This window comes from Micromonospora sp. BQ11 (assembly GCF_052068135.1).
GTDB lineage: Bacteria > Actinomycetota > Actinomycetes > Mycobacteriales > Micromonosporaceae > Micromonospora.
In genome coordinates this window covers 43,964-68,274 of sequence record NZ_JBQHDB010000004.1, presented here as the reverse complement: position 1 = coordinate 68,274, position 24,311 = coordinate 43,964, and the positions used below count along the sequence as shown (strand labels likewise).

The following is a 24,311-nucleotide window of genomic DNA, read 5'->3' as shown; positions in this document are numbered from 1 at the left end:
GGACGAGCGGAGGTCAGACCTCCACGACGGTGGGGACGATCATGGGCCGACGCCGGTACGCGTCGTTGACCCACCGACCCACCGTGCGCCGGACGATCTGCTGGAGCTGGTGCGGGTCGGTGATCCCGTCCGCGGCGGCCCGGTTCAGCGCCTCGGTGACCAGCGGGATCACCGGGCTGAACGCCTCCGGGTCCTCGGAGAAGCCCTTCGCCGACAGGGTCGGACCGCCCACCACCTTGCCGGTGACCGAGTCCACCACCACGGTGGTGGCGATGAAGCCACCGTCGCCGAGGATCCGCCGCTCGGTGAGCAGCGACTCGCTCACGTCACCGACGGCCAGGCCGTCCACGTAGACGTACCGGCTCTTCACGTGGCCGACCAGGCTGGCGCGGCCCTCCACGAGGTCGACCACGTCGCCGTCCTCGCAGAGCACCACCCGGTCCGGCGCGACGCCGGACTCGATGCCGAGCCGGGCGTGCGCCCGCAGGTGCCGCCACTCGCCGTGCACCGGCATGAGGTTGCTGGGACGGACCACGTTGAGCAGGTAGAGCAGCTCACCGGCCGGGGCGTGCCCGGACACGTGCACCTTGGCGACGTCCTTGTGCACGACGACCGCGCCGGCCCGGGCCAACCGGTTGATCACCCGGTAGACGGAGGTCTCGTTCCCCGGCACCAGCGAGGACGCCAGCACCACGGTGTCGCCCGGCGCGATGGTGATGTGCCGGTGGTCCCCGCTGGCCATCCGGCCGAGGGCGCTCATCGGCTCGCCCTGCGAGCCGGTGGACATCAGCACGATCTGCTCGGGTGGGAGGTTGGTGGCCTCCTCGATGCCGATGACCAGCCCGGCCGGGATGTTCAGCAGGCCCAGGTCCCGCGCGATGCCCATGTTGCGGACCATGGACCGGCCGATCAGGGCGACCTTGCGGCCGTGCTCGGCCGCGGAGTCGAAGACCTGCTGCACCCGGTGCACGTGCGAGGCGAACGAGGCGACGATGATCCGCCCCGTGGCCTTCGCGAAGATCGAGTCCAGCACGGGGCCGATCTCCCGCTCCGGGGTGACGAAGCCGGGGATCTCCGCGTTGGTGGAGTCCGACAGCAGCAGGTCCACGCCCTCGGCACCGAGCCGGGCGAACCCGGCCAGGTCGGTGATCCGCCCGTCCAGCGGGAGCTGGTCCATCTTGAAGTCGCCGGTGTGCAGCACCAGGCCGGCCGGCGTACGGATGGCCACCGCCAGGGCGTCCGGGATCGAGTGGTTGACCGCGAAGAACTCGCACTCGAACGGCCCGAGCCGCTCCCGACCCCCCTCACGCACGGTCAGCGTGTACGGCTGGATCCGTCGCTCGGCGAGCTTCGCCTCGACCAGGGCCAGGGTGAACTGCGAGCCGACCAGCGGGATGTCCGGCTTGTGGGCGAGCAGGTACGGCACCGCGCCGATGTGGTCCTCGTGACCGTGGGTGAGCACGATCGCCTGTACGTCGCCGAGCCGGTCCAGGATCGGGGCGAAGTCCGGCAGGATCAGGTCGACGCCGGGCTGCTCGACGTCCGGGAAGAGCACCCCGCAGTCGACGATGAGCAGCTTGCCGTCGTACTCGAAGACGGTCATGTTCCGACCGATGGCGCCGAGCCCGCCGAGCGGGATGATCCGCAGCCCACCTTCCGGCAGCGGCGGGGGCATGTCCGCCTCGATGTGCGCCTCGGTCACGCGTCCACCTCATTCTGCGACGCCGTTACCCGGCGTCCGTCGTGTCGTTCGATCATTGGGGCAGTTCCAGGCCCGCTGCCGCGCAGTCGGCGCGGAGCTGGGCGATTTCGTCTTCTCCCGCGTCCACCAGCGGCGGGCGGACCGGGCCGGCCGGCAGCCCGGAGGCCGCCAGGCCCGCCTTCACCAGGATCACGCCCTGGGTCCGGAAGATACCGGTGTACAGGGGCAGCAGCCGCCGGTGCAGGCTGAGCGCGGTCGCGGTGTCCCCCGCGTCGTACGCCTCGATCATCCGCTTCGTGAGCGCGCCGGTGAAGTGGGTCGACGTGCCGACCACACCCACCGAGCCGACGGCCAGCGCCGGCAGGGTCAGCGAGTCCTCGCCGCTGTAGAAGGCGAGGTCGGTGCGACTGGTCACCCAGCTGGTGGCGGTCAGGTCGCCCTTGGCGTCCTTCACCGCCACGATCCTCTCGTGCGCGGCCAGGCGGACCAGCGTCTCCGTGTCGATCGCCACACCCGCGCGGTGCGGGATGTCGTAGAGCATGATCGGCAGGCCGCTGGCGTCGGCGACGGCGGTGAAGTGACGCAGCAGGCCGCTCTGCGGCGGCTTGTTGTAGTACGGCGTCACCACGAGCAACCCGTGCGCGCCGGCCTTCTCCGCCCCGGCGGCCAGCTCGATGGTGTGCCGGGTGTCGTTGGTGCCCACCCCGGCCACCACCTGCGCCCGGTCGCCCACGGCCTCCACGACGGCGCGGATCAGGCGCTCCTTCTCCGCGTCGGTGGTGGTCGGCGACTCGCCGGTGGTGCCGTTGACCACCAGCGCGTCGTTGCCCTGCTCGTCGACCAGGTAGGCCGCCAGCTGCGCGGCGCCGTCGAGGTCGAGCGAGCCGTCGGCGGTGAACGGGGTCACCATTGCCGTCAGCAACCGCCCGAAGGGGCGGGACACCGCCCGGGCGCGAGTGTCAGGGTGGTCGTGCGTCATGCCACCAACCTAGCGGACGACCAGCGACCCCCTGGCGGGGAAGGGCTCAGGACTGCTCGGCGTGCGGGCTCGCCGCCACCTCGGTGCCGTCGGGCAGGGTCGAGACGACGAAGTCGGCGAAGACGTTCGGCGCGACCCGCTGGAGCTGGCGCAGGCACTCCACGGCCAGCTCGCGGATCTCCACGTCGGCGTGCTCGGTGGCGCGCATGGCGATGAAGTGCCGCCAGGCGCGGTAGTTGCCGGTGACCACGATCCGGGTCTCGGTGGCGTTGGGCAGCACGGCGCGCGCCGCCTGCCGGGCCTGCTTGCGGCGCAGCGTCGGGTTGGGCTCGTCGGCGAAGCGCTGCTCCAGGCCCTCCAGCAGCTCGGTGTACGCCCGCACGCTGGCTTCGGCGGCCTCGACGAACTTCTTGTGCAGCTCCGGGTCCTCGGCGATCACGGTCGGCTCGACCATGGCGGCGTCCCGCTCGGGCACGTACCGCTGCGACAGCTGCGAGTACGAGAAGTGCCGGTGCCGGATCAGCTCGTGCGTGAACGACCGGGACACCCCGGTGAAGTAGAAGCTCACCGAGCCGTGCTCCAGCACGCTGAGGTGGCCGACCTCCAGGATGTGCGCGAGGTAGCCGGCGTTGGTGGCGGTGGCCGGGTTGGGCTTCTTCCAGCTCTGGTAGCAGGCCCGGCCGGCGAACTCGGCGAGGGCCTGACCACCCTCGGCGTCGGTCGACCAGGGCACGTCGTCCGGCGCCTCGAACTGGGTCCACGCGACGAGCTTCACCTGGGGCTGCACCATGTCCGGCATGTCTCGGACTGTAGTGGCGGGCCCCCGCCCGACCCAAGCCAGGCTCGCCGGCTGCAACGTCGATCACGCGTCGGCGCGACGAGGGGTCAGACGTAGAGGGAGGTGAACGGGGCCCACGGCAGGTTGCGCAGCACCGAGAAGGCGAACCACACGGCCAGGAAACCGCCGAGCACCTTCGGGCTGAGCCGCAGCTCGGGCAGGCGCCAGCCGAACGCCTGCTTCCCGGCCCAGGCCACGAAGAGGTAGGCCAGGAACGGCACGGTGAAGACGAACAGGAAGTGGTGCCGCGCGGCCGCCGGCAGGTCGGCGTGCAGCAGGTACCACAACGCGCGGGTGCCGCCACAGCCCGGGCAGTCCAGGCCGGTGGTCAGCTTGAGCAGACAGGTCGGTGCGGCGTCCGGCGCGGACCGGGTCGGATCGCTGACCAGCGTGTACGCGATGCCGAGACCGACGCAGCCGACGGCGGCCAGGGGCACCGCCCAGCGGGGTGCCCGGTCGTAGAGCCGGACCACGAAGCGGGTCAGCCGGTCCTGTTCGGGCGCGGGATACGGGTAGGCCGTCGGCACCGGGCCCGCCGGCCAGCCGGCCGGAGTACCGGGGTCGGACCCGTCGGCGGCGTCGGCGGACGGAGGCGGCTGGAGGGCCGGTCGGTCAACGCGCGTCACACCGCTCACCGTACACCGGCGACACCAGCCAGGGCGGCGGCCAGCGGCGCGGCCAGATCGCCGGCCGCGGGCGGCGCCACGGCGTCCAGACCGAGCCAGCCGGCGAGCCGGTGCAGCTCGGCGGCGAGCGCCACGGCGGTCTCGCCCGGGTCGACGCCCGGCTCGACCCACGCCGCCGGCACGAGCAGCACGCCGGCCCGGCGGTCGGCCTTGAGGTCGACCCGGGCGGTGAACCGCTCGCCCTGCAGGAACGGCAGCACGTAGTAGCCGTACACGCGCTGTGGCGCGGGCACGTAGATCTCGATCCGGTAGCTGAAGCCGAAGAGCCGCTCGGTGCGCGCCCGTTCCCAGACCAGTGGGTCGAACGGGCTGACCAGGGTGTTGGCCCGGACCCAACGGGGCAACCGGGCCCCGGCGTGCAGCCAGGCCGGTTGCCGCCAGCCCTGCACGGTGACCGGCAGCAGCTCGCCGGCCTCGGCCAGCTCGGCGATCGCCGCCCGTGCCCCGGCCACCGGCAACCGGAAGTAGTCCCGCAGCTCGGGCTCCGCCGCCACCCCGAGCGATCGGGCGGCCACGGCGACCAGCGTGCGGTACGCCTCGGCGTCGCTCGGCGTCGGCGCGGCCAGCACGGCGGCGGGCAGCACCCGCTCGGGCAGGTCGTAGCGGCGGGCGAAGGAGGTGGTGCGCTCGGCGGCGCTCACCTCGCCGGCCCAGAACAGGAACTCCAGGGCCTGTTTGACCGTCGACCAGTTCCAGCCCCAGTGGCCGGTCTCCCGGGGGGCGTCGTGCTCGATCTCGGCGGCGGTCAGCGGGCCCCGGGCGGCCACCTCGTCGCGGACCCAGGCGACCAGGCCGGGCTGCTCCTGGGCGATCCGCCGCATGTTGCCCCAGGCCTCCGCGTGGGCCTTGGCCATCCGCCAGCGCAGCGCCGCGTGCAGGTCGACCGGCACCAGCGACGCCTCGTGCCCCCAGTACTCGAAGAGGTCGCGGGGTCGCCGGTAGGCGGCGGCGTCCAGCAGGCCGGTCGGGTACGGACCCAGCCGGCTGTACAGCGGCAGGTAGTGCGCGCGTTGCAGCACGTTGACCGAGTCCATCTGGATCAACCCGACCCGGTCGAGCACCCGGCGCAGGTGCCGGCGGGTGGGCACGCCGGCGGGCGGCGGGTCGGTGAAGCCCTGGGCGGCCAGCGCGATCCGCCGGGCCTGGGCGAGCGAGAGCGATTCCGGTGCGGCCATCGCCCGGCACCCTATTTGAGGCGTACGACATCGGAGCGGCAGCTGGACCGATCCCCCGACGGGGCATAGAACAGACACATGCTCACGATCCGCCGCGAAGAGCCCGAGGACGCGGAGGCGGTCGCGCGGGTGCACGTCCACGGCTGGCAGGCCGGATACGCGGGGATCATCCCCGACGAGGTGCTGCGTCGGCTCAACGTGGTCGCCTGGGCGCAGCGCCGCCGCGACCTCGGCACCGCCGACCCGGAACACCCGTTCACCACGCTGCTCGTCGAGCACGACGGCACCGTCGTCGGCTTCACGACGTTCGGGCCGTACCGCAACGACCAGGACCGGAGCGACCTCGACCCGACGTACGGCGAGGTGGTCGCGATGTACGTCGAGCCGGCGCACTGGGGCGACGGCACAGCGCGCGCCCTGCTCGCCGCCGCCCAGGACGGGCTGGCCGCCCGGGGCCTGGACGAGTACCGGCTGTGGGTCCTGGAGGACAACCGACGGGCCCGCCGCTTCTACGAGCGGGCCGGCCTGTCAGCGGACGGCGTCCGGTCGACCTACTCCGTGCCGCTCTCCGGCGGGCGTCCCCCGGTCGGCCTCGCCGAGCTGCGGTACACCGGGCGGCTCGAGCGTTGACCCCACGGCCGTCCAGCCGTGGCGCAGCGGCAGGAACGCCAGCACCGCGAGGCTGATCCACACGTAGGTGTTGCTGCCGAGGAACCCGTCCAACCCGGTGAAGTCCTTCTCCCAGGCCCACACGATCCGACTGATCAGGAGCGCGTACGCGACGACCGCGGCGGCCAGCAGAGTCCGTCGCCGGCGGCCGCCGGCGGACGCCGCCACCGCGTTGTCGACCAGCAGGATCAGCGCCGGCAGCAGCCACACCAGGTGGTGCACCCAGGTCACCGGACTGACCAGGCACATCACCGCACCGGTCAGCGCCAGCCCGGCCGCCTCGTCGCCGGCCGCGGCGGCCCGCCGGGACCGCCACACCCACACCGCGAGAGTGGCCGCCACCAGCACCAGCCAGGCCAGCGTGCTGGGCTCCTGGGGGTCGAGCCGGGCCACCACCCCCTGCAGCGACTGGTTGGAGACGAAGGCCAGCTCACCCACCCGGCTGGTGTTCCACAGCGCCTCCGTCCAGAACTCGCGGGAGGCGTCCGGGAAGAGGGCGCCGGCCAGCAGGGTGGCACCGGTCGCGGCGCCCATCGCGGTGAACGCGGCCCGCCACCGGCGGGTGACCAGCAGGTAGACGATGAAGATGCCGGGGGTCAGCTTGATCGCGGTGGCCAGGCCGATGCCCACCCCGGCCCAGCGGTTGCCGCGCGGGAGCAGCCGCAGCAAATCGACCGCGACCAGGAAGAGCAGCAGCATGTTGACCTGGCCGAAGTTGACCGTCTCGCGCATCGGCTCGTACGCGGCAGCGAGGCAGAGCGCCACCGCCAGGGCGTACCAGCGGGTCCAGCCGGCCCGGCGCGAGATCGGGTCGATCATCCAGTGGAACACCAGGACGGTGACCACCACGGTGGCGGTCACGCTCACCACGATCGCCGCCGCCCACGGCAGGTACGCCATCGGCAGCATGGCCAGGGCCGCGAAGGGCGGGTAGGTGAAGCCGTACTGGGTGAACGGGCGCAGGTAGTCGTAGATCTCGCCGCCGTCGTGCACCCACCAGGTCAGCGCGCCGTAGTAGACCTGGAGGTCGAAGAAGCCGTGCCGCACCGCCGCCACCGACAGGAAGAGGGCCACCGCGAGGGCGAGACCCACCACGCTCACGACCTGCCCGGCCGTGCGTGCGGCACCCTGCGTCACCGTCGCCTCCCTCGCCCTGCGTAGGCTTCCGTGCCATGGCTCTCGGGTACGTCCGCCCGGCGCGTCCGGAAGACGCCGGCGAGATCGCACGCATCCAGCTCGCGACCTGGCGGGTCGCGTACCGCCGGATCCTGCCCCGGCACGTGCTCGACAACCTGGACGAGGCGTGGCTCGCCCGGCGGTGGAGTGCCGCGGTGCAGGAGCCGCCCTCCGGCACCCACCGGGTGCTGGTCGCCGTCGAACAGGCCGAGCAATCCTATCTGGTGGGGTTCGCGGCCTCCGGTCCGGCCGACGCGGAGGCGCTCGCTCCCGGTGAGCCGGCCGAGACGCTGGGATCGGACGTGGTGGCGGTGACCGACCTGCTGGTCGAGCCGCGCTGGGGCCGGCGCGGCCACGGCAGCCGGCTCCTCGCCGCCTGCGTCGACCTGTGGCGGTCCGACGGCTTCGCGCGTGCGGTGGCCTGGGCCTTCGACGCCGACGCGGCGACCCGGACGTTCCTCACCAGCACCGGCTGGGAGCTGGACGGCGCCGGCCGCGCGCTGGACGTGGACGACATGCTGGTCCCCCAGGTGCGGCTGCACGTCGCCGTTCCCACCGAGCCCGTCGCCCCGCCGGACTCCACCGTCCCGGCCGAACCCGTCGCACCCGCCGAGCCGGCCTGACCCGGATCCCCGGGAAGTGTCGGGGGACTCGCCTACGGTGGGTCCATGACCGTGACGACGGCAACCGGCACGGCGGCTCCCACCGGGCTGGAGGAGCACCGCGTCGAGCTCACCGGCTACTGCTACCGCATGCTGGGTTCGATCTTCGACGCCGAGGACGCGGTGCAGGAGACCCTGCTGCGCGCCTGGCGCGGGTGGGACGGCTTCACCGGCCGGTCGAGCGTGCGCACCTGGCTCTACCGCATCGCCACCAACGTCTGTCTGGACCTGCTGCGCGGGCGCGGGCGGCGCGCTCTGCCGATGGACCTCGGTCCGGCGTCCCCACCCGTCGCGTCGTCGCTGGGCTCGCCCGAGCCGGGATGGCTGGAGCCCGCACCGGACGCGGCGGTGCTGCCCGGCCGGGACGACCCGGCGGAGGTCGCGGTGGCCCGGGAGTCGGTACGGCTGGCGTTCGTCGCCGCGCTCCAGCGCCTCCCGCCCCGGCAGCGTGCCGTGCTGATCCTGCGCGACGTCCTGCGGTGGCGGGCCGACGAGGTGGCGGAGCTGCTCGACGGATCGGTCGCGGCGGTCAACAGCGCCCTGCAACGCGCCCGCGCGACGATGGCCGGCAGCGACGACGGTCCGGCCGCACCCGCGCTCGATGCCGAGCACCGTGCGCTGCTCGACCGGTACGTCGAGGTCTTCCAGCGCTACGACGTCGACGCCCTGGTCGCCCTCCTGCGGGAGGACGCCGTGCAGAGCATGCCACCCTTTCGGCTCTGGCTGCGCGGGCCGGCGGACATCGCCGCCTGGATGCGTGGTCCGGGCGCGGAGTGCCGAGGGTCGCGCCTGGTGCCGGTCGCGGCCAACGGCGACACCGCCTTCGGTCACTACCGGATCGACCCGGCCGGCGGGCACCGCCCGTTCTCGATCCAGCTCGTCGAGACCGCCGCCGGGCGGATCACCCGCCTGACCACCTTCCTGGACACCGGGCTCTTCCCCCGCTTCGGGCTGCCCGACCGGTTGCCCTGACCCTGCCGATGAGTTCCGCACCCCGGCGTCGTCCACCCCTCGACACGCCACGAGAGGGAAGACGTGACGGAGACGACGACGAGGAGACGACGATGTTCAGGGACACCAGGGCGTTCAGTGGCTTCTCGGTGGACGACACCGACCGCGCCATGCGCTTCTACGCCGACACACTCGGTCTGCGCGTGTCGAAGGACGACGCGATGGGCGGCATGCTGACGTTGCACCTCGCCGGGGACCGGGACATCCTGGTCTACCCGAAGGCGGACCACGTGCCCGCGTCGTACACGGTGTTGAACTTCCCGGTTGACGACATCGACCGCGCCGTGGACGAGTTGACCGCGCGGGGCGTGCGCTTCGCCCGGTACGACGGGATGCCGCAGGACGACAAGGGCGTCATGCGCGGCAACGGTCCGTCGATCGCCTGGTTCACCGACCCGGCCGGGAACGTCCTGTCGGTACTCGAACAGCAGTGACCTGCAGGGGCGGTTCCCGGGCGTTCCGGGAACCGCCACCCGTCAGCCCTTCTCCGCGCCCTCCGAGGAGTCGCGGACGAAGTACCGCTGGAAGATCACGAAGATGATCGCCACCGGGATGGTGGCGAGCAGCGCCGCGCCGAGCTTGAGGGGGTACTGGGTACCCGAACCCAGCGAGCCGGTGACCAGGTCGGCCAGGCCCCGGGGCAGGGTGAACAGGCTGGGGTCCTGCACCGCGACGAGGGTGTGCGGGAACTCGTTCCACGACCCCTGGAACGACAGGATGGTGAGGGTGATCAGCGCCGGCTTCGCCATCGGGAGCACCACCGACCAGAAGGTGCGGAAGACACCGGCTCCGTCGATCCGCGCCGCCTCCTCCATGCTGACCGGGATCGACTCGAAGAACTGCTTCATGATGAACACGCCGGCCGCGTCGGCCAGCAGCGGCACGACCAGGGCCGCGTAGCTGTCGTAGATGCCGATCTGGTTGAGGACCAGGAACTTCGGGATCAGGAGCACCACGCCGGGGACCGCCATCACCGCGATGACCGCCACGAACAGCCCGGAGCGGCCCCGGAACCGCAGCCGGGCCAGCGCGTACCCGGCGAGCGAGTCGAAGAACACCCGTCCGACCGTGACCAGGACGGTCACCAGCAGCGAGTTGCCCATCCAGAGCGGAAACGACGTGCCGTCGAAGATGCGCTCGAAGCTGGTCAGGTCCAGCGGGGAGGGCACCGGGGACAGCGGGTTCGCCGCCGCGTCCGGCTCGGTCTTGAACGCGTTGCCGATCTGGATCACGAACGGGTACAGGAAGACCAGCGCGAAGAAGACCAGGATGGCGTACCCGACGAAGGTCGTCACCAGGCCGCGCGGCTCACGGCGGCGGCCCGGGCCCGCGGGGGTCGGCCGGGTCGGGACCCGCGGCGGTTCGGTCACCACGGCCATGTCAGGACCTCCCCGGTACGCGTCGCCGCAGCCAGCCGCGCCGAGGCGCCTCGCGCTCCCGCAGCAGAGTGCGCTGGGCGAGCGTCAGCACGATGATGATCAGGAACAGCACGAAGGAGATCGCCGCGCCCCGGCCGTAGTCGAAGTCCTGGAACGCGGTGCGGTACGACAGGTACGCCGGGGTCAGGGTGGTCTTCGCCGGGTTGCCCTGGCTCATGACGTACACCTGGTCGAAGACCTGCCAGGAGCCGATCAGGCCGAGGGTGAGCACCAGGAACATGGTCGGCCTGATCATCGGCAGGGTGACGTGGCGGAACCGCTGCCAGCGGCTCGCCCCGTCGAGGGTGCTGGCCTCGTCGAGGGCGACCGGGACGCCCTGGAGAGCGGCGAGGAACATCAGCATGAAGGTGCCGGAGGTGGTCCACACCACCAGCGAGATGATCGAGATCATCGCGACGCTCGGCCCGGCGAGCCAGTCCCACCAGGTCAGTCCGCCCGGTCCCCCGCCGGAGAGGGCGGCGGGTGGCGAGTCCAGGCCGACCGCGCCGAGCAGCAGGTGCAGCACGCCCCGGGAGTCGGCGAACCACTGCGGACCGTCGAGGCCCAGCATGGCGAGCAGGCTGTTGACCGCACCGGAGCTGGAGAACATGAAGAGGAAGACGATGCTGATCGCCACCGAACTGGTGACCGACGGGAAGTAGAACGCGGTGCGGAAGAACGACTTGCCGCGCAGCATCCGGTTGTTGACGACCAGCGCGAGCGACAGCGCCAGGACGGTCTGCGCCGGCACCACGAGCAGCACGTAGTAGAAGTTGTTCCGAAGGCTGGTCATGAAGTCCTGGCGGGCCAGCCCGTCGACGGTGAACATCCGCGTGTAGTTGTCCGCGCCCACGAACGGCACGCCGGACCGGAACGGGCTGCCCTGGCCGTTCCAACCGGTGAGGCTCACCCAGAACGCCATCAGGATCGGCAGCAGCAGGAACAGCCCGAGGATCACCACCACCGGGGCCACGAAGATCCAGCCGGCCAGATTCTCCCGTCCGCGTACGCCGCCACGACGCCGCCGGGGCACGCTGCCCGGCGAGGTGGCCGGCGCCGCGATCGCATCGATCGCCATCTCCCCTCCCTCCTGAAAGGAAGGGCCCCTTCTTAACGCCTCGCGTAGAGGAAGGGGCCCCCGTTAACAGGTCAGCTACCGCCCAGCGCGGCGGCGGTGTTCTTCTGCACGCGGGCGAGCAGCGCCTTCGGGTCCCCGGTGCGCAGGCCCTGGATACCGGTGTCGAAGTCGGCCAGGACGGAGTCCATCTTGGGTGCGTTGACCGGGCCCTGAGCCGTCTCGACGGCCTCGATGAAAGACTTGTCGGCCGGGAACGCCTGCACGTACGCGTCCTTGGCGGACTGGCGCGACGGCATGACGCCGAACGCGGTGGCGAAGGCCATCTGCTGGTCGACGGCGGTCATCGCCTCGACGAACTTCACCGCCGCGTCCTTCTGGCTGCTCTTGGCCGCGATGCCCCAGCAGTTGGTGAAGGAGAGCGTGCCGGGACCCTTCGGGCCGGCCGGCAGCGGCGCGACGGTGTACTTGACGTTCGGGAAGTCGTTCTTCAGCGCGCCGGTGATCCAGTTGCCCTCGATCGTCATGACGGCCCGGCCCTTGCCGAACGCCTCACCCGCCCAGCCGGAGTCCAGCTCCTTCGGGAACCGCGCGAGGCCGTCGGTGAGCAGGCCCTTGACGTACTGGAGGGCCTGGAGGTTCTCCGGGCTGTCCGCGGTGGCCTGCTTGCCGTCCGGGCTGGTGATCCAGCCACCGGCCTGCACCATGAAGGCGCCGACCCGGTCGCGGGTGTCGCCGATGACCAGCGGCACCTGACCCTTCGCCTTGATCTTCTGGGCGGTCGCGGTGAGCTGGTCCCAGGTGGTCGGCACGTCGGCGTCGGTCAGACCGGCCTTGGCCCACAGGTCGGTGTTGATCTGCAGGGCGAGGGTGGAGAAGTCCTTGGGTGCGCAGTAGTACTTGCCGTCGTAGGTGAACGTCTCCCGCAGGCCCTGGTAGAAGTCGTCCGGGTTGCTGATCCTGTCTCCGTACGGCTCCAGCGCGCCGACGCTCGCGTAGTCGGCGAACCGGACGGCCGGCACGTAGAAGACGTCCGGCGGGTTGCCTCCGGCGAAGGCCTGGCCGAGCTGCTGGGTGAGGTCCTGGGCGGGGGTGACCGTGGCCTGGTTGCCCGACGCCGACGCCCACTTGGCGGCGGCGTCCTGCACCGACTTGGTCTCGGCGTCGCCCGAGGAGCCGATGAGGATCTGGAGGTTGGCGGGCCCGCTGGACTGGCCGGCGTCGCCGGAGGAGTCGTCGAAGCCGCTGCCGCAGGCGGCGGTTCCGAGCAGGGCGACGGTGGCGAGGCCGGCCACGGCCGCTCGGGTGAGGGATCGAGGTGCCATCGGGTTCTCCTGGTGGGGGACGGGATTCAGGCGGTGTGGCGAAGCACCAGCGAGGGCTGGAGCAGGACGTGGTCGGGGGTGCGCCGGGTGCCGTCGAGGACGGCGGTGAGGAGGTCGACGCAGCGGGCGGCGGCCTCGCCGAGGGGCTGGCTGACGCTGGTCAGGCCGATCGCCGCCGCGACCGGGGTGTCGTCGAAGCCGATCACCGGCACAGCCGGCGCGTGGGCCCGGACGGACTGGAGGGCGCCGAGGGCGAGGGAGTCGCTGGCGCAGACGAGGGCGGTCGGTGCCGCCCCGGCGAGGAGGTCCCGGGCGGCCCGCTCCCCCTCGGCGATGCCGTCGACGGTCTGCCAGGCCAGGCCGGTGGTGTCGACGCCGGCGGCGATCAGCGACCGGCGCCAGCCCGCGCGCCGGTCGTCGCCCACGCCGGAGCCGGCCGGCCAGCCGATGAAGCCGATGCGCCGGTGGCCGGCGGCCAGCAGGTGGGCGGTGGCCGCGGCGGTGCCGGCCGCGCCGTCGACGTCGACCCAGGGGTGGGACTCCGGGTCGTCCCACGGCCGGCCGAACGTCACGAACGGCACGCCGTTGGCCGCCAACCAGGCGGTACGCGGGTCGCCGTGATCGGTGCCGGTCAGCACGAACCCGTCCAGCTCGTAGGAGCTGAGCAGGTCGTCGTAGGTGGCGATCTCCCGCTGGTCGTCCGTGGCGGTGTAGAGCATGGTGCGGTAGCCGGCGGTCTCGGCGGTCTCGGTGAGCCCGTGCAGGAACCGGTCCAGCACCGAGCCGTTGATGCCGTCCCGGGTCGGCTCGATGCGTACGGCGATGAGCCGCGACCGGCCGGTACGCATCTGGCGGGCGGCCTGGTTGGCCCGGTAGCCGAGCGCGCTGATGGCCTCCTGCACCCGCATCCGGGTCTCCTCGCGCACGATGTGCGGCGCGTTGAGCACGTTGGAGACGGTCTGCCGGCTGACCCGGGCATGCCGGGCCACCGTCGCGATGGTCACCTTCTCGGCCACGTGATCCCTTTCGCGGTCTTGAACGATCCAATTCGGATGAGGCAGGATTGGATCGTTCAAGTTGCTGGAATGTTTCGCACTTTGCACCGCCTGGGACCGTGTGTCAAGAGATCGGTACCCGTCGAGAAGGATCTGGAGCCGCGTCGTGACCGAGCGCCACCTGCAACCCCTCCTGCACGACCTGGTGGGGGTGGTCCTCGCCCCCACCAGTGCGCTGGGGGACGCGGCCGGGCAGATCCGCCCCGTCGGTGTCCAGGGCGTCTTCCACGCCGACACCCGGGTCCTCACCCGCGCCGAGCTGCTGGTCGACGATCGTGAGCCGGAGGGCGTGGCCAGCGGCGCGGCCGGGCCGCACGGTGCCCGGTTCGTCGGCCTGGTCCGCTGGCTCGGCGACGCGACGCCCGACCCGACCGTGCGCGTCGACCGGACCCGCCGGCTCGACCCCCGGGGACTGACCGAGGAGCTACGGATCGTCTCCACCGCCACCGTCGCGGTCCGGACCACCGTCACCGTCGACCTCGGCTGCGACCTGGCCCCGATCGAGGTGGTCAAGTCCGGCGGCACCACACCGGCGCTGGAGGCCAAGACCGGTGGGCCGGGCCAGCTGTCCTGGTCCGGCGACGGCACCACCGTCACGGTCACCGCCGAGGGCGCGGACGTCGACGCGTCCGGCGGCCGGGCCATCGCGCCCCGGCTGGCCTGGCCGGTCACGCTGGGGCCGGGCGGGACCGTCGCCCTGCGCTGGCGGATGACCGTCGAGGACCCGCACGCCGTCGTGGTCTGCCCGCCCGACGAGCCGGCGTGGGCCCGTCCGGAGGTACGCGCCGACGACCACCGCCTCACCCGTCTGCTCGACCGGTCCCTGGCCGACCTGCGCGCACTGCGGCTGGCCGACCCCGACGCCCCGCACGACGTCTTCCTCGGCGCCGGGGTGCCGTGGTTCCTCACCCTGTTCGGGCGCGACAGCCTCTGGGCGGCCCGGATGATGCTGCCGCTCGGCACCGACCTGGCGGCCGGCACGCTGCGGGTGCTCGCCCGCCGGCAGGGCACCCACGTCGACCCGGCCACCGGGGAGGCACCGGGCAAGATCCTGCACGAGCTGCGGCGGCACGAGTTCGCGCTGCTCGGCGACACACTGCGCCTGCCCCCGGCCTACTACGGCACGGTCGACGCCACCATGCTGTGGGTCAACCTGCTGCACGACGCGTGGCGCTGGGGACTGCCCGACGACCAGGTCGAGCCGCTCCTGCCGCACCTGGAGGCGGCGCTGGGCTGGCTCGCGGAGCACGCCGACGCCGACGGCGACGGCCTGGTCGAGTACGTCGACAGCACCGGGCACGGGCTGTCCAACCAGGGCTGGAAGGACTCCGGCGACGCGGTCCGGTTCCGCGACGGCCGACGGGCCGAGGCACCGATCGTGCTGGCCGAGGTGCAGGGGTACGCGTACGAGGCCGCCCGCAGCGGGGGCGCCCTGCTCGACGCCTTCGGCCGGCCGGGCGCCGACCGTTGGCACTCCTACCGCGAACGCCTCGCGGCCCGGTTCCGCGCCTCCTTCTGGGTCGACGGCCCGCACGGCCCGCAGCCCGCCCTCGCCCTCGACCGGGACAAGCGCCCCGTCGACTCGCTGACCAGCAACATCGGCCACCTGCTCGGCACCGGCCTGCTGGACGCCGACGAGGAGGCGCGGGTCGCCCGGCTGCTCACCACCGACGCCCTGGCCGGCGGGTTCGGCCTGCGGACCATGTCCACCGACGACGCCGCGTTCGGTCCGCTGTCGTACCACTGCGGGTCGATCTGGACCCACGACACCGCGATCGTGCTCGCGGGCCTGGCCAGGGCGGGCTTCCGGCACGCCGCGCTCGGCTTCGCCGACCGCCTGCTCGCGGCGGCGGAGGCGTTCGACTACCGCCTGCCCGAGCTGTACGGCGGCGACGACCGTGACCTGCTCGGCCGACCGGTGCCGTACCCGGCCGCGTGCCGGCCGCAGGCCTGGTCGGCGGCGAGCGCGGTGCTCCTGCTCCAGGCGGCGACCGGTCTCTACCCGGACGTCCCGGCCGGTGCGGTACGCCTGGCCCCGCTGGCCGGACCGGAGTTGGGCGCGGTCTCGGTCTCCGGCCTGCGCGTCGCGGGCTCGTCGGCGGATGTCGCGGTCGACCGGGACGGCACCGCCTCGGTGGCCGGCCTGCCGGCGGGGCTCCGGCTCACCGGAGCCTCCGTCCCCACCCCGCGCCCCGCCCCACCGGGTCCCGTGAGGACGGCCGAGGGTCGGTGACGGCTCAGCGGTGCGGTGACCGGCGTGCCGCACGGCTCAGGCGTCACCGGTCCGGGCGACGAGTTCGACGACGATCTCGTCGTCCTCCGTCGCCCCGGTGGGGAGGAAGCCCAGCCCGGTGTAGAGGCGGGCCGCCGCGCCGTTGCCCGGGTGGTACGACAGCCGCACCGGGTGGGGGCCGCCGTCCTGCCCCGCCAGCCAGTCGGCGAGCGTGAGGACCGTGGCACGGCCGACGCCGCCGCCCTGTTCGGTGGCGTCGATCACCATGCCGCCGATCCACCGCGACCCATCGTCGTCGACACCCCACATCACGTGCCCGACGACGGTCTCGTCGGCGTACACGGCCAGGGACGTCCAGACCTCCGAGCGCGTGCTCAGCAGCAGGTAGCGGGCGGCCAGCGCGGCGACCCAGGCCCGCTGGTCGTCGCGGGGGCGACGTCCGCCACCGCCCGCCAGTTGTCGTCGACCGGGCGCAGGGTGACCCGCCGCCCGGCCCGGTCGCGCAGTCCGGAGTCGATCATCCCCGGCAGCTGGGCCGCCGGGAACGATCCGACGAACCGGTTTCAGTCGAGCAGGGCGTCCAGGCCGATGGTGAGGCCGGGGCGGTTGCGCACCGCGCGGACCGCCAGCAGCACGCCGGGCATGAAGGACGCCCGGTCGTACGAGTCGTGCCGGATGGTGAGCGTCTCACCGGTGGTGCCGAACAGCACCTCCTGGTGCGCGACGAGGCCGGTCGCCCGGACGGCGTGCACGCGTACGCCCTCGATGTCGGCGCCGCGGGCACCGGCCACCTCGTCCTTGGTGGCGTCCGGCGTGGAGCCCAGGCCGGCGTCGGCACGGGCGGCGGCGATCAGCCGCGCGGTGTGCGTGGCGGTGCCACTGGGCGCGTCCAGCTTGCGCGGGTGGTGCTGCTCGATGATCTCGACCGACTCGAAGTGCCGGGCGGCGCGGGCGGCGAACTGCATCATCAGCACGGCCCCGATGCCGAAGTTGGGGGCGATCACCACACCGACGCCGGGCTTGCGCTCCAGCCAACCCCGCACCCGGTCCAGGCGCTGCTCGGTGAAGCCGGTGGTGCCGACCACCGCGCTGATGCCCTGGTCGATGCACCAGTGCAGGTTGTCCATGACGACGTCCGGGGTGGTGAAGTCGACAACCACCTCGGCGCCGGCGTCGGAGGCGTTGAACAGCCAGTCCCCCTGGTCGATCATGGCCACCAGGTCCATGTCGGCTGCCGCGTCGACCGCCCTGCACACCTCGACGCCCATCCGGCCGCGCGCTCCCAGCACGCCGACGCGGATCGGCTCGTCCGCGTTCTTGTCCTGCTCGTCAGTCACCGGCACAACCTACCCGCTCGGCCAGCGCGCCGGCCGGGGAGGACCACAAGTCAGGAAGCGACGAAGTCGCCCGCGCCGAACGGCCCGACCACGGCAAGGGACATCGGCCGGCTCAGCAGCTCGGCGGCGAGCGAGTTCACATCGTCCAGGGTGACCGCGTCGACCCGGGCCAGCAGCTCGTCGACCGGCATCAGGTCGCCGTAGAGCAGCTCACCCTTGGCGAGCCGGCTCATCCGGGAGCCGGTGTCCTCCAGGCCCAGCACGAACGATCCCTTACTCATGCCCTTGCCGCGGGCCAGCTCGTTCTCGGTGATCCCCTCGGCGGCCACCCGGGACAGCTCCGCCCGGGTCAGGTCCAGCACCTCGTCGACCTTGCCCGGGGCGCAGCCGGCGTAGACGGCGAAGAGGCCGCTGTCGGCGTACTGGCTGGCGTAGGAGTAGACGGAGTAGGCCAGGCCGCGCTGCTCGCGGATCTCCTGGAACAGGCGGCTGGACATGCCGCCGCCGAGGACGTTGTTGAGCACCCCGAGGGCGAAGCGCCGCTCGTCGAGCCGGTCGATGCCGGGGCAACCGAGGATCACGTGCGCCTGCTCGGTCTCCTTCGCCTCGACCACGGTGGTCGCCGGCTTCGTCCGTACCGTCGAGGCGCTGGACCGGTGCGGCGCCGGCGCGGCCGGGTCGCTGTCCAGGGGCGTGCCGCGCAGCGCCTGGCGGACCAGCCGGATCACGGCGGCGTGGTCCAGGTTGCCGGCGGCGGCGATGACGATCTGCGGCGCCACGTAGCGACGCCGGTAGAAGCTCTGGATCAACCGGCGGCTCATCGGGGTGACCGTCTCCTCGGTGCCGGAGATCAGCCGGCCCAGCGGATGGTCGCCGTAGACGGCCCGGGCGAAGAGGTCGTGCACCTCGTCGCCGGGCTCGTCGTCGTGCATGGCGATCTCCTCGAGGATCACGCCCCGCTCGGTCTCCACGTCGGCCGGGGCCAGCACCGAGTCGGCCACCAGGTCGCACATGACGTCGATGGCCAGCGGCAGGTCCTCGTCGAGCACCCGCGCGTAGTAGCAGGTGTACTCCTTGGTGGTGAAGGCGTTCGTCTCACCGCCCACCGCCTCGATCGAGGAGGAGATCTCCAGCGCGCCGCGCTTGTTGGTGCCCTTGAAGAGCAGGTGTTCCAGGAAGTGCGCCGCGCCGGCCTGCGGACCGGTCTCGTCGCGGGAGCCGACCGCCACCCAGATGCCGAACGAGACGCTGCGCATCGTCGGGATGGCCTCGGTGAGCACGCGGAGCCCGCTGGGCAGCACGGTCCGGCGGACCGTGCCACCCAGCGGGTCGTCACTCAGCGTCCGGGTCACCGCCCGGCCGGTGGCGCCGGGGCGGGCCGCCCCGGTGCCGCGGTACGCCGCGCCCGTACCCGGGAACGACGCCACCCCCCGTCGATCCGGCGGAAACGGCGCACGACTGGCCCGACTCACGTGTTGCTCCCAGATCGACGAGGGGTGGGTGGTGCTGGTGCTACGGGTCAGCTGTGCCGGGTGCGGCGACGCGGACGCTCGCCGCCCTCGCCACCCTCGCCGCCACCCGGACCGCGCTCGCCGCCGCCGGGACCGCGCTCGCCGCCGCCCGGGGCACGACCGCCCCGGTCGCCGCCGCGCTCCCGGTCACCGCGGTCACGCGGGCCCCGGTCACCACGGTCACGCGCGGGCGGACGCTCGCCACCCTCGGTCTCGGCCTCGCCGGCGGCCGGCGCCTCGGCGCCCTCCGGGCGGACCTTGTCCAGGTAGATCTTGCCGCGGGCGTCGATGTCCGCGATCTCGACCTCGACCTTGTCGCCGACGTTGAGGAAGTCCTCGACCTTCTCGACCCGCTTGCCGTCGCCCACCTTGGAGATGTGCAGCAGGCCGTCGCGGCCCGGCAGCAGCGAGATGAACGCGCCGAACGCGGCGGTCTTGACCACCGTGCCGAGGAACCGCTCCCCGGTCTTCGGCAGGGTCGGGTTGGCGATGCCGTTGATCCGGTCGACCGCCGCCTGGGCGGACGGCCCGTTGGTGGCGCCGACGTAGATCGTGCCGTCGTCCTCGATGGAGATCTCGGCGCCGGTCTCGTCCTGGATGGCGTTGATGGTCTGACCCTTCGGGCCGATCACCATGCCGATCTTGTCCACCGGGATCTTGACGGTGGTGACCCGCGGCGCGTACTCCGACATCTCGGCCGGGGACTCGATCGCCGCCTGCATCACGTCGAGGATCGTCTGCCGGGCCTCGTTGGCCTGCTGCAGCGCGGCGGCCAGCACGTCCGACGGGATGCCGTCGAGCTTGGTGTCGAGCTGGAGCGCGGTCACGAAGTCCCGCGTGCCGGCGACCTTGAAGTCCATGTCACCGAACGCGTCCTCGGCACCGAGGATGTCGGTCAGCGTCACGTACTGGGTCTTGCCGTCCACCTCGTCGGAGATGAGGCCCATGGCGATGCCGGCGACCGACGCCTTCAGCGGCACACCGGCGCTGAGCAGGCCCAGCGTCGAGGCGCAGACCGAACCCATCGAGGTGGAGCCGTTGGAGCCGAGCGCCTCGGAGACCTGCCGGATGGCGTACGGGAACTCCTCGCGCGACGGCAGCACCGGGATCAGCGCCCGCTCGGCGAGGGCACCGTGGCCGATCTCGCGCCGCTTCGGCGAACCCACCCGACCGGTCTCACCGGTGGAGTAAGGCGGGAAGTTGTAGTTGTGCATGTAGCGCTTGCGGTTCTCCGGAGAGAGGGTGTCGACCATCTGCTCCATGCGCAGCATGTTGAGCGTGGTGACGCCCAGGATCTGGGTCTCGCCCCGCTCGAACAGCGCCGAGCCGTGCACCCGCGGCAGCACGCCGACCTCGGCGGTCAGCGGGCGGATGTCCCGCGGGCCGCGGCCGTCCATGCGGACCTGCTCGCGCAGTACGCGGTTGCGCACCTCCGACTTGGTCAGCGACCGGAAGGCGGCGCTGAGCTCCTTCTCCCGGCCCTCGAACCGACCGGTCAGCTCCTGGGCGACACGAGCCTTGACCCGGTCCAGGGCCTCCTCGCGGTCGGCCTTGCCGGCGATGGTGATCGCCTCGGCCACCTCGCTGCGGACCAGCTCGGCGACCGCGTCGTACACGTCGTCCTGGTAGTCCAGGAAGACCGGGAACTCGGCGACCGGCTTGGCGGCCACCTCGGCCAGCTCGCTCTGCGCACGGCACAGCTCGCGGATCGCCGGCTTGGCGGCCTCCAGGCCGCTGGCGACGATCTCCTCGGTCGGCGCGGTGGCGCCACCCGCGATCAGGGTCACGGCGTTCGGCGTCGCCTCGGCCTCGACCATCATGATCGCGACGTCGCCGTCGGCGAGGGCGCGGCCGGCGACGACCATGTCGAAGGTGGCGCGGGCCAGCTCCTCCAGGGTCGGGAAGGCCACCCACTGGCCGTCGACGTGCGCGACCCGGGTCGCGCCGATCGGGCCGGAGAACGGCAGGCCGGACAGCTTGGTCGACATGGAGGCGGCGTTGATGGCCACCACGTCGTACGGGTGCTGCGGGTCGAGCGCGAGGATGGTCTCGACGACCTGGACCTCGTTGCGCAGGCCCTTGACGAACGACGGGCGCAGCGGCCGGTCGATCAGGCGGCAGGTGAGGATCGCGTCCTCGCTGGGCCGGCCCTCACGGCGGAAGAACGAGCCGGGGATCCGGCCCGCGGCGTACATCCGCTCCTCGACGTCGACGGTCAGCGGGAAGAAGTCGAACTGCTCCTTCGGCTGCTTGCCGGCGGTGGTGGCGGAGAGGACGACCGTCTCGCCGAGCTGGGCGACGACGGAGCCGGCGGCCTGACGGGCCAGCCGGCCGGTGGAGAAGGTGACCTCACGGGTGCCGAAGGACCCGTTGTCGATCACGGCGGTGCGGGATTCGGTGCCGAGGTTGCTCTCGGTCATCTGCGGTAGTGCTCCTTCGCGTCGTGGGCCCACGACGGGGGAACTGCTCAGACGGCCGGTCTTCGATCGAAGCGCCCGGGTGGCCGGCGAGGTGCCGGGGTGCCCGGGGGCCACTACCGGAGACCGGTACGCTGACCGGCTCCCGTTTCGGGTTGGTCGCGCGGCCCGTGGTTGTTACCTGTGTAGCACTGGAACGGGGGAGCGGCCCGGTGGCCACTCCCCCGTCACGTCATCGGCGCAGGCCGAGCCGCTCGATGAGCGACCGGTAGCGGTTGATGTCCTTCTTCTGGACGTAGTTGAGCAGCCGACGGCGACGGCCGACCAGCAGCAGCAGCCCACGACGGCTGTGGTGGTCGTGCTTGTGCACCTTCAGGTGCTCGGTGAGCTCGGCGATCCGCTTGGTGAGGACCGCGACCTGCACCTCCGGCGAACCGGTGTCGCCCTCGGCGGTCGCGTACTCCGCGCGGATCGTGGCCTTGGCTTCCTGGTCGAGCGCCATGTTCTCCCTGTTTCAGTGGGTTGTCCATTGGTGTCCGTCGTGTCGGGCTTTCGCACCGGAGAAACGGACTGGTTCCTCGCACCCGCGGCGTCGTGCAGGCACGCGAGGCACCACGTCGGTCAGCCGACGTCTCCACCACACTACCAGCACGTCCGGATCGTCCGTACCAGGCCGGCGCAGACGGCAGTCGGGACCGCTCAGGCCAGCGCCCGCCGGGTCCGCTCGACGTCCTGGCGGATCTGGGCGATCAGCGGCTCGACCCCCTCGTAGCGGACCTGTCCGCGCAGGTGCGCCACGAAGTCCAGGGCCAGCCGCTCGCCGTAGAGGTCGCCGTCGAAGTCCAGCACGTACGCCTCGACCCGCCGCTCCCGCCCGGAGAAGGTGGGGTTGGTGCCGATCGACACGGCCGCCATCAGCGGCTCGGGCCGACCCCGACGCACCAGGCGGGCCGCGTAGATGCCGTCGGCGGGCACCGCCGCGTACCGGTGGCAGAGCAGGTTGGCGGTGGGGAAGCCCAGCTCCCGCCCGCGCTGGTCGCCCCGGACCACGACCCCCTCCAGGCGGTGTGGCCGGCCCAGCGCGGCGGCCGCCGCCCCCACGTCGCCCGCGTCCACGCAGGAGCGGATGTAGGTGGAGGAGAAGACGGTGCCCGACTCGGCGACCAGGGGCGCGCCCTCGACGCCGAAGCCGAACGTGCGGCCGAGCCGTTCCAGCAGCGCCACGTCGCCGGCCGCCCGGTGCCCGAAGCGGAAGTTGCCGCCGACCACGACCCCGGCGGCGTGCAGGTGCTCGACGAGGATGTCGTGCACGAACGCCTCCGCGGGCAGCCGGGAGAACTCAGGAGTGAACGGCACCACGCAGAGCACGTCGGCGCCGAGCGCCTCGATCAGCTCCGCCTTGCGGGCCGGCTCGGTGAGCACGGCCGGGTGCGAGCCGGGGCGGACCACCTCGGCCGGGTGCGGGTCGAAGGTCACCACCACGGACTGGACGCCCAGCTCGCGGGCCCGCGCGACGGTGTGCCCGATGGTCGCCTGGTGCCCCTTGTGCACGCCGTCGAAGACGCCGATGGTGACGACGGACCGCCCCCAGCCACCGGGCGCCGCGTCGTACCCCCGCCACCGCTGCATTGCTCTCCTCCCCTGCTCCCCGCCGGCCGTGACCCGCCGGCGGTGACGACACCCGAGCCCGGCCGTCAGGCCGGAGCGAGCACGATCTCCGCGCGGGCCCGACCGCCCCGCTCGCTGACGATAGCGAGCAGCCCACCGGCCGGGTCGAACACCGCGTAGGGACCGGCGATCCCGACCGGGTCGAGCGGCCCGCCGTGGGAGAGCGTCGCGGCCTCGGCGGCGTCGGCGTCGCGACGCGGGAAGAACCGCCCGGCCGCCGCGGCGAGCGGCAGGTTGACCACCTCCGGCGCGCGGGACTCCAGGTCGTCGAGGGTGGCGGCCTCCGCGAGGGTGAAGCCCCCGACCGCGGTACGCCGCAGCGCGGTCAGGTGGCCCCCGACGCCGAGCGCCAGGCCGGCGTCCCGGGCCAGGGCCCGGATGTACGTGCCGGACGAGCAGGTCACGTCGACGTCCACGTCGACCACGTCGGGCTGGTCCCGGCGGATCGCCAGCACGTCCAGCCGGGAGACGGTGACCCGGCGGGCGGGCAGCTCGACGCTCTCCCCCTCGCGGACCCGCTTGTACGCCCGCTGGCCGTCGATCTTGATCGCGCTGACCGCGCTGGGCACCTGGTCGATCTCGCCGGTGAGGGCGGCGAACGCGGCGTGGACCGCCTCGTCGGTCACCGTGCCGGCGGGCGTGGTGGCGATGACGTCACCCTCGGCGTCGTCGGTGACCGTGGCCTGTCCCAGGCGGACGGTGGCGGCGTAGCTCTTGCCGGCCCCGATCACGTACGTCAGCAGGCGGGTGGCCCGACCGACGCCGATCACCAGCACTCCGGTGGCCATCGGGTCGAGCGTGCCGCCGTGGCCCACCCGGCGGGTACGCGCCAGCCGGCGGATCCGCGCCACCACGTCGTGCGACGTCATGCCGCCCGGCTTGTCCACCACGATCAGACCGTCAGTGCTCACGACCGCCAAGCCTGCCAGACCGCCGCACGCCGACCCGCCCCGGTACGCCGCAGAAGCGGGGCGACGCATCTGGCGAGGCGCTGCGACGATGTCCGTAACGACGTCCGTCGGTACGCCGGGCGTCCGGACCACGGGAGGACATCGATGCGACGCACACGCGGCAGCCACACCGGCGACGGCCCACGCTGGCAGCGGACCCCGCAGCAGCCGTCCGCCCTGCCCGGCTGGATGCTCGACCCGCCGCCTCCACGGCGCACCCTCGGCGTGCGGGTCGCGGAGACCGTCGAGGCGCTGCCCGGCGCGCGGCGGCTGCGCGAGCGCTGGTGGGCCTGGCAGCAGCGGCGGAAGCTCTACCAGCGCTACCCCAACACGGTGAAGGTCGTCGCCTTCTTCCTCTGCTGGGCGATCGCGCTGTTCCTCGTGCTCGCCGTCTACGGGCTCTCCCAGATGGCCTGACCGGGGC

General features: G+C 72.7%; 24 protein-coding genes. 6 read left to right on the top strand and 18 right to left on the bottom strand.

Annotated elements, in window-relative coordinates; all coding sequences use genetic code 11:
- Window positions 1-13: 13 nt before the first annotated feature.
- The 5 genes from ACTMSW_RS09945 to ACTMSW_RS09925 form a co-directional block, all read right to left on the bottom strand.
- Window positions 14-1,702 (bottom strand): ribonuclease J, encoded by a 1,689-nt coding sequence (locus ACTMSW_RS09945; RefSeq protein ID WP_441180249.1) that lies wholly within the window; start codon window positions 1,700-1,702, stop codon window positions 14-16.
- Window positions 1,703-1,754: 52 nt separating this feature from the next.
- Window positions 1,755-2,681: a 4-hydroxy-tetrahydrodipicolinate synthase gene (gene dapA / locus ACTMSW_RS09940; RefSeq protein WP_441180248.1), complete on the bottom strand. Its 927-nt coding sequence runs from the start codon at window positions 2,679-2,681 to the stop codon at window positions 1,755-1,757.
- Window positions 2,682-2,727: 46 nt separating this feature from the next.
- A complete protein-coding gene (gene thyX, locus ACTMSW_RS09935) occupies window positions 2,728-3,471 on the bottom strand; it encodes an FAD-dependent thymidylate synthase (protein WP_357036230.1) in 744 nt (247 codons plus the stop codon).
- Window positions 3,472-3,566: 95 nt separating this feature from the next.
- Window positions 3,567-4,154, bottom strand: coding sequence for a DUF2752 domain-containing protein (locus ACTMSW_RS09930; protein WP_441180247.1), 588 nt, complete (start codon window positions 4,152-4,154; stop codon window positions 3,567-3,569).
- The gene (locus ACTMSW_RS09925) at window positions 4,151-5,380 is read right to left on the bottom strand and encodes a winged helix-turn-helix domain-containing protein (RefSeq protein WP_441180246.1); all 1,230 of its coding nucleotides are present in this window, start codon (window positions 5,378-5,380) and stop codon (window positions 4,151-4,153) included. Before ACTMSW_RS09925 ends, ACTMSW_RS09930 begins: the two co-directional genes overlap by 4 nt.
- A 78-nt stretch (window positions 5,381-5,458) precedes the next feature.
- Between ACTMSW_RS09925 and ACTMSW_RS09920 the strand changes: the two genes are divergently transcribed.
- Window positions 5,459-6,010 (top strand): N-acetyltransferase family protein, encoded by a 552-nt coding sequence (locus ACTMSW_RS09920; protein WP_441180245.1) that lies wholly within the window; start codon window positions 5,459-5,461, stop codon window positions 6,008-6,010.
- Here ACTMSW_RS09920 and ACTMSW_RS09915 read toward each other — a convergent pair.
- Entirely contained in the window at window positions 5,909-7,186 is a 1,278-nt protein-coding gene (locus tag ACTMSW_RS09915) for a glycosyltransferase family 87 protein (RefSeq protein WP_441180244.1), read from the bottom strand. The genes ACTMSW_RS09920 and ACTMSW_RS09915 overlap by 102 nt on opposite strands.
- 35 nt (window positions 7,187-7,221) lie before the next feature.
- Between ACTMSW_RS09915 and ACTMSW_RS09910 the strand changes: the two genes are divergently transcribed.
- The 3 genes from ACTMSW_RS09910 to ACTMSW_RS09900 all read left to right on the top strand — a co-directional run bounded on the left by ACTMSW_RS09910 (window position 7,222) and on the right by ACTMSW_RS09900 (window position 9,332).
- A complete protein-coding gene (locus tag ACTMSW_RS09910; RefSeq protein ID WP_441180243.1) occupies window positions 7,222-7,848 on the top strand; it encodes an N-acetyltransferase family protein in 627 nt (208 codons plus the stop codon).
- A gap of 45 nt (window positions 7,849-7,893) precedes the next feature.
- Entirely contained in the window at window positions 7,894-8,859 is a 966-nt protein-coding gene (locus ACTMSW_RS09905; RefSeq protein ID WP_441180242.1) for a sigma-70 family RNA polymerase sigma factor, read from the top strand.
- Window positions 8,860-8,951: 92 nt separating this feature from the next.
- Complete coding sequence (locus ACTMSW_RS09900; protein WP_441180241.1) at window positions 8,952-9,332, top strand: VOC family protein; 381 nt, start codon at window positions 8,952-8,954, stop codon at window positions 9,330-9,332.
- A gap of 42 nt (window positions 9,333-9,374) precedes the next feature.
- Here ACTMSW_RS09900 and ACTMSW_RS09895 read toward each other — a convergent pair whose 3' ends face one another.
- The 4 genes from ACTMSW_RS09895 to ACTMSW_RS09880 all read right to left on the bottom strand — a co-directional run bounded on the left by ACTMSW_RS09895 (window position 9,375) and on the right by ACTMSW_RS09880 (window position 13,732).
- Window positions 9,375-10,277 (bottom strand): carbohydrate ABC transporter permease, encoded by a 903-nt coding sequence (locus tag ACTMSW_RS09895; RefSeq protein WP_441180240.1) that lies wholly within the window; start codon window positions 10,275-10,277, stop codon window positions 9,375-9,377.
- Between the two features lies 1 nt (window position 10,278).
- Complete coding sequence (locus ACTMSW_RS09890; protein WP_441180239.1) at window positions 10,279-11,394, bottom strand: carbohydrate ABC transporter permease; 1,116 nt, start codon at window positions 11,392-11,394, stop codon at window positions 10,279-10,281.
- 71 nt (window positions 11,395-11,465) lie between these two features.
- A complete protein-coding gene (locus ACTMSW_RS09885; protein WP_441180238.1) occupies window positions 11,466-12,716 on the bottom strand; it encodes a sugar ABC transporter substrate-binding protein in 1,251 nt (416 codons plus the stop codon).
- Window positions 12,717-12,742: 26 nt separating this feature from the next.
- Window positions 12,743-13,732, bottom strand: coding sequence for a LacI family DNA-binding transcriptional regulator (locus tag ACTMSW_RS09880; RefSeq protein ID WP_441180237.1), 990 nt, complete (start codon window positions 13,730-13,732; stop codon window positions 12,743-12,745).
- A gap of 145 nt (window positions 13,733-13,877) precedes the next feature.
- Between ACTMSW_RS09880 and ACTMSW_RS09875 the strand changes: the two genes are divergently transcribed.
- Window positions 13,878-16,004, top strand: a complete 2,127-nt coding sequence (locus ACTMSW_RS09875) for an amylo-alpha-1,6-glucosidase (protein ID WP_441180236.1) — start codon at window positions 13,878-13,880, stop codon at window positions 16,002-16,004.
- A 36-nt stretch (window positions 16,005-16,040) separates the two neighbouring features.
- Here ACTMSW_RS09875 and ACTMSW_RS09870 read toward each other — a convergent pair whose 3' ends face one another.
- From ACTMSW_RS09870 to truB, 8 genes are all read right to left on the bottom strand, one after another.
- On the bottom strand, window positions 16,041-16,346 hold the full coding sequence (locus ACTMSW_RS09870; RefSeq protein WP_441180235.1) for a GNAT family N-acetyltransferase: 306 nt from the start codon (window positions 16,344-16,346) through the stop codon (window positions 16,041-16,043).
- A 32-nt stretch (window positions 16,347-16,378) separates the two neighbouring features.
- A complete protein-coding gene (locus tag ACTMSW_RS09865; protein WP_441180234.1) occupies window positions 16,379-16,525 on the bottom strand; it encodes a hypothetical protein in 147 nt (48 codons plus the stop codon).
- A 42-nt stretch (window positions 16,526-16,567) separates the two neighbouring features.
- A complete protein-coding gene (dapB, locus tag ACTMSW_RS09860) occupies window positions 16,568-17,341 on the bottom strand; it encodes a 4-hydroxy-tetrahydrodipicolinate reductase (RefSeq protein ID WP_441180233.1) in 774 nt (257 codons plus the stop codon).
- 50 nt (window positions 17,342-17,391) lie between these two features.
- Window positions 17,392-18,813, bottom strand: coding sequence for a M16 family metallopeptidase (locus ACTMSW_RS09855; protein ID WP_441180232.1), 1,422 nt, complete (start codon window positions 18,811-18,813; stop codon window positions 17,392-17,394).
- A gap of 47 nt (window positions 18,814-18,860) precedes the next feature.
- A complete protein-coding gene (locus ACTMSW_RS09850) occupies window positions 18,861-21,272 on the bottom strand; it encodes a polyribonucleotide nucleotidyltransferase (protein WP_441180231.1) in 2,412 nt (803 codons plus the stop codon).
- A gap of 229 nt (window positions 21,273-21,501) precedes the next feature.
- Window positions 21,502-21,771 carry a 30S ribosomal protein S15 gene (gene rpsO / locus ACTMSW_RS09845; protein ID WP_088963411.1) on the bottom strand — a complete coding sequence of 90 codons (270 nt, stop codon included), beginning with the start codon at window positions 21,769-21,771 and terminating at the stop codon, window positions 21,502-21,504.
- A gap of 197 nt (window positions 21,772-21,968) precedes the next feature.
- The gene (locus tag ACTMSW_RS09840) at window positions 21,969-22,898 is read right to left on the bottom strand and encodes a bifunctional riboflavin kinase/FAD synthetase (protein WP_441180230.1); all 930 of its coding nucleotides are present in this window, start codon (window positions 22,896-22,898) and stop codon (window positions 21,969-21,971) included.
- A gap of 65 nt (window positions 22,899-22,963) precedes the next feature.
- Window positions 22,964-23,917 (bottom strand): tRNA pseudouridine(55) synthase TruB, encoded by a 954-nt coding sequence (gene truB, locus ACTMSW_RS09835; protein ID WP_441180229.1) that lies wholly within the window; start codon window positions 23,915-23,917, stop codon window positions 22,964-22,966.
- A 75-nt stretch (window positions 23,918-23,992) separates the two neighbouring features.
- On the opposite strand from truB, the gene ACTMSW_RS09830 reads away from it, so the two are divergent.
- Window positions 23,993-24,304, top strand: a complete 312-nt coding sequence (locus tag ACTMSW_RS09830; RefSeq protein ID WP_441180228.1) for a hypothetical protein — start codon at window positions 23,993-23,995, stop codon at window positions 24,302-24,304.
- Window positions 24,305-24,311 lie beyond the last annotated feature (7 nt).

Bases quoted from the DNA above. Each gene is read 5' to 3' on its own strand.
- dapA (WP_441180248.1), bottom strand. From the start codon at position 2,681: ATGACGCACGACCACCCTGACACTCGCGCCCGGGCGGTGTCCCGCCCC.
- thyX (WP_357036230.1), bottom strand. From the start codon at position 3,471: ATGGTGCAGCCCCAGGTGAAGCTCGTCGCGTGGACCCAGTTCGAGGCG.
- ACTMSW_RS09925 (WP_441180246.1), bottom strand. From the start codon at position 5,380: ATGGCCGCACCGGAATCGCTCTCGCTCGCCCAGGCCCGGCGGATCGCG.
- ACTMSW_RS09920 (WP_441180245.1), top strand. From the start codon at position 5,459: ATGCTCACGATCCGCCGCGAAGAGCCCGAGGACGCGGAGGCGGTCGCG.
- ACTMSW_RS09910 (WP_441180243.1), top strand. From the start codon at position 7,222: ATGGCTCTCGGGTACGTCCGCCCGGCGCGTCCGGAAGACGCCGGCGAG.
- ACTMSW_RS09905 (WP_441180242.1), top strand. From the start codon at position 7,894: ATGACCGTGACGACGGCAACCGGCACGGCGGCTCCCACCGGGCTGGAG.
- ACTMSW_RS09900 (WP_441180241.1), top strand. From the start codon at position 8,952: ATGTTCAGGGACACCAGGGCGTTCAGTGGCTTCTCGGTGGACGACACC.
- ACTMSW_RS09895 (WP_441180240.1), bottom strand. From the start codon at position 10,277: ATGGCCGTGGTGACCGAACCGCCGCGGGTCCCGACCCGGCCGACCCCC.
- ACTMSW_RS09890 (WP_441180239.1), bottom strand. From the start codon at position 11,394: ATGGCGATCGATGCGATCGCGGCGCCGGCCACCTCGCCGGGCAGCGTG.
- ACTMSW_RS09885 (WP_441180238.1), bottom strand. From the start codon at position 12,716: ATGGCACCTCGATCCCTCACCCGAGCGGCCGTGGCCGGCCTCGCCACC.
- ACTMSW_RS09865 (WP_441180234.1), bottom strand. From the start codon at position 16,525: ATGATCGACTCCGGACTGCGCGACCGGGCCGGGCGGCGGGTCACCCTG.
- ACTMSW_RS09850 (WP_441180231.1), bottom strand. From the start codon at position 21,272: ATGACCGAGAGCAACCTCGGCACCGAATCCCGCACCGCCGTGATCGAC.
- rpsO (WP_088963411.1), bottom strand. From the start codon at position 21,771: ATGGCGCTCGACCAGGAAGCCAAGGCCACGATCCGCGCGGAGTACGCG.
- ACTMSW_RS09840 (WP_441180230.1), bottom strand. From the start codon at position 22,898: ATGCAGCGGTGGCGGGGGTACGACGCGGCGCCCGGTGGCTGGGGGCGG.
- truB (WP_441180229.1), bottom strand. From the start codon at position 23,917: ATGCGTCGCCCCGCTTCTGCGGCGTACCGGGGCGGGTCGGCGTGCGGC.
- ACTMSW_RS09830 (WP_441180228.1), top strand. From the start codon at position 23,993: ATGCGACGCACACGCGGCAGCCACACCGGCGACGGCCCACGCTGGCAG.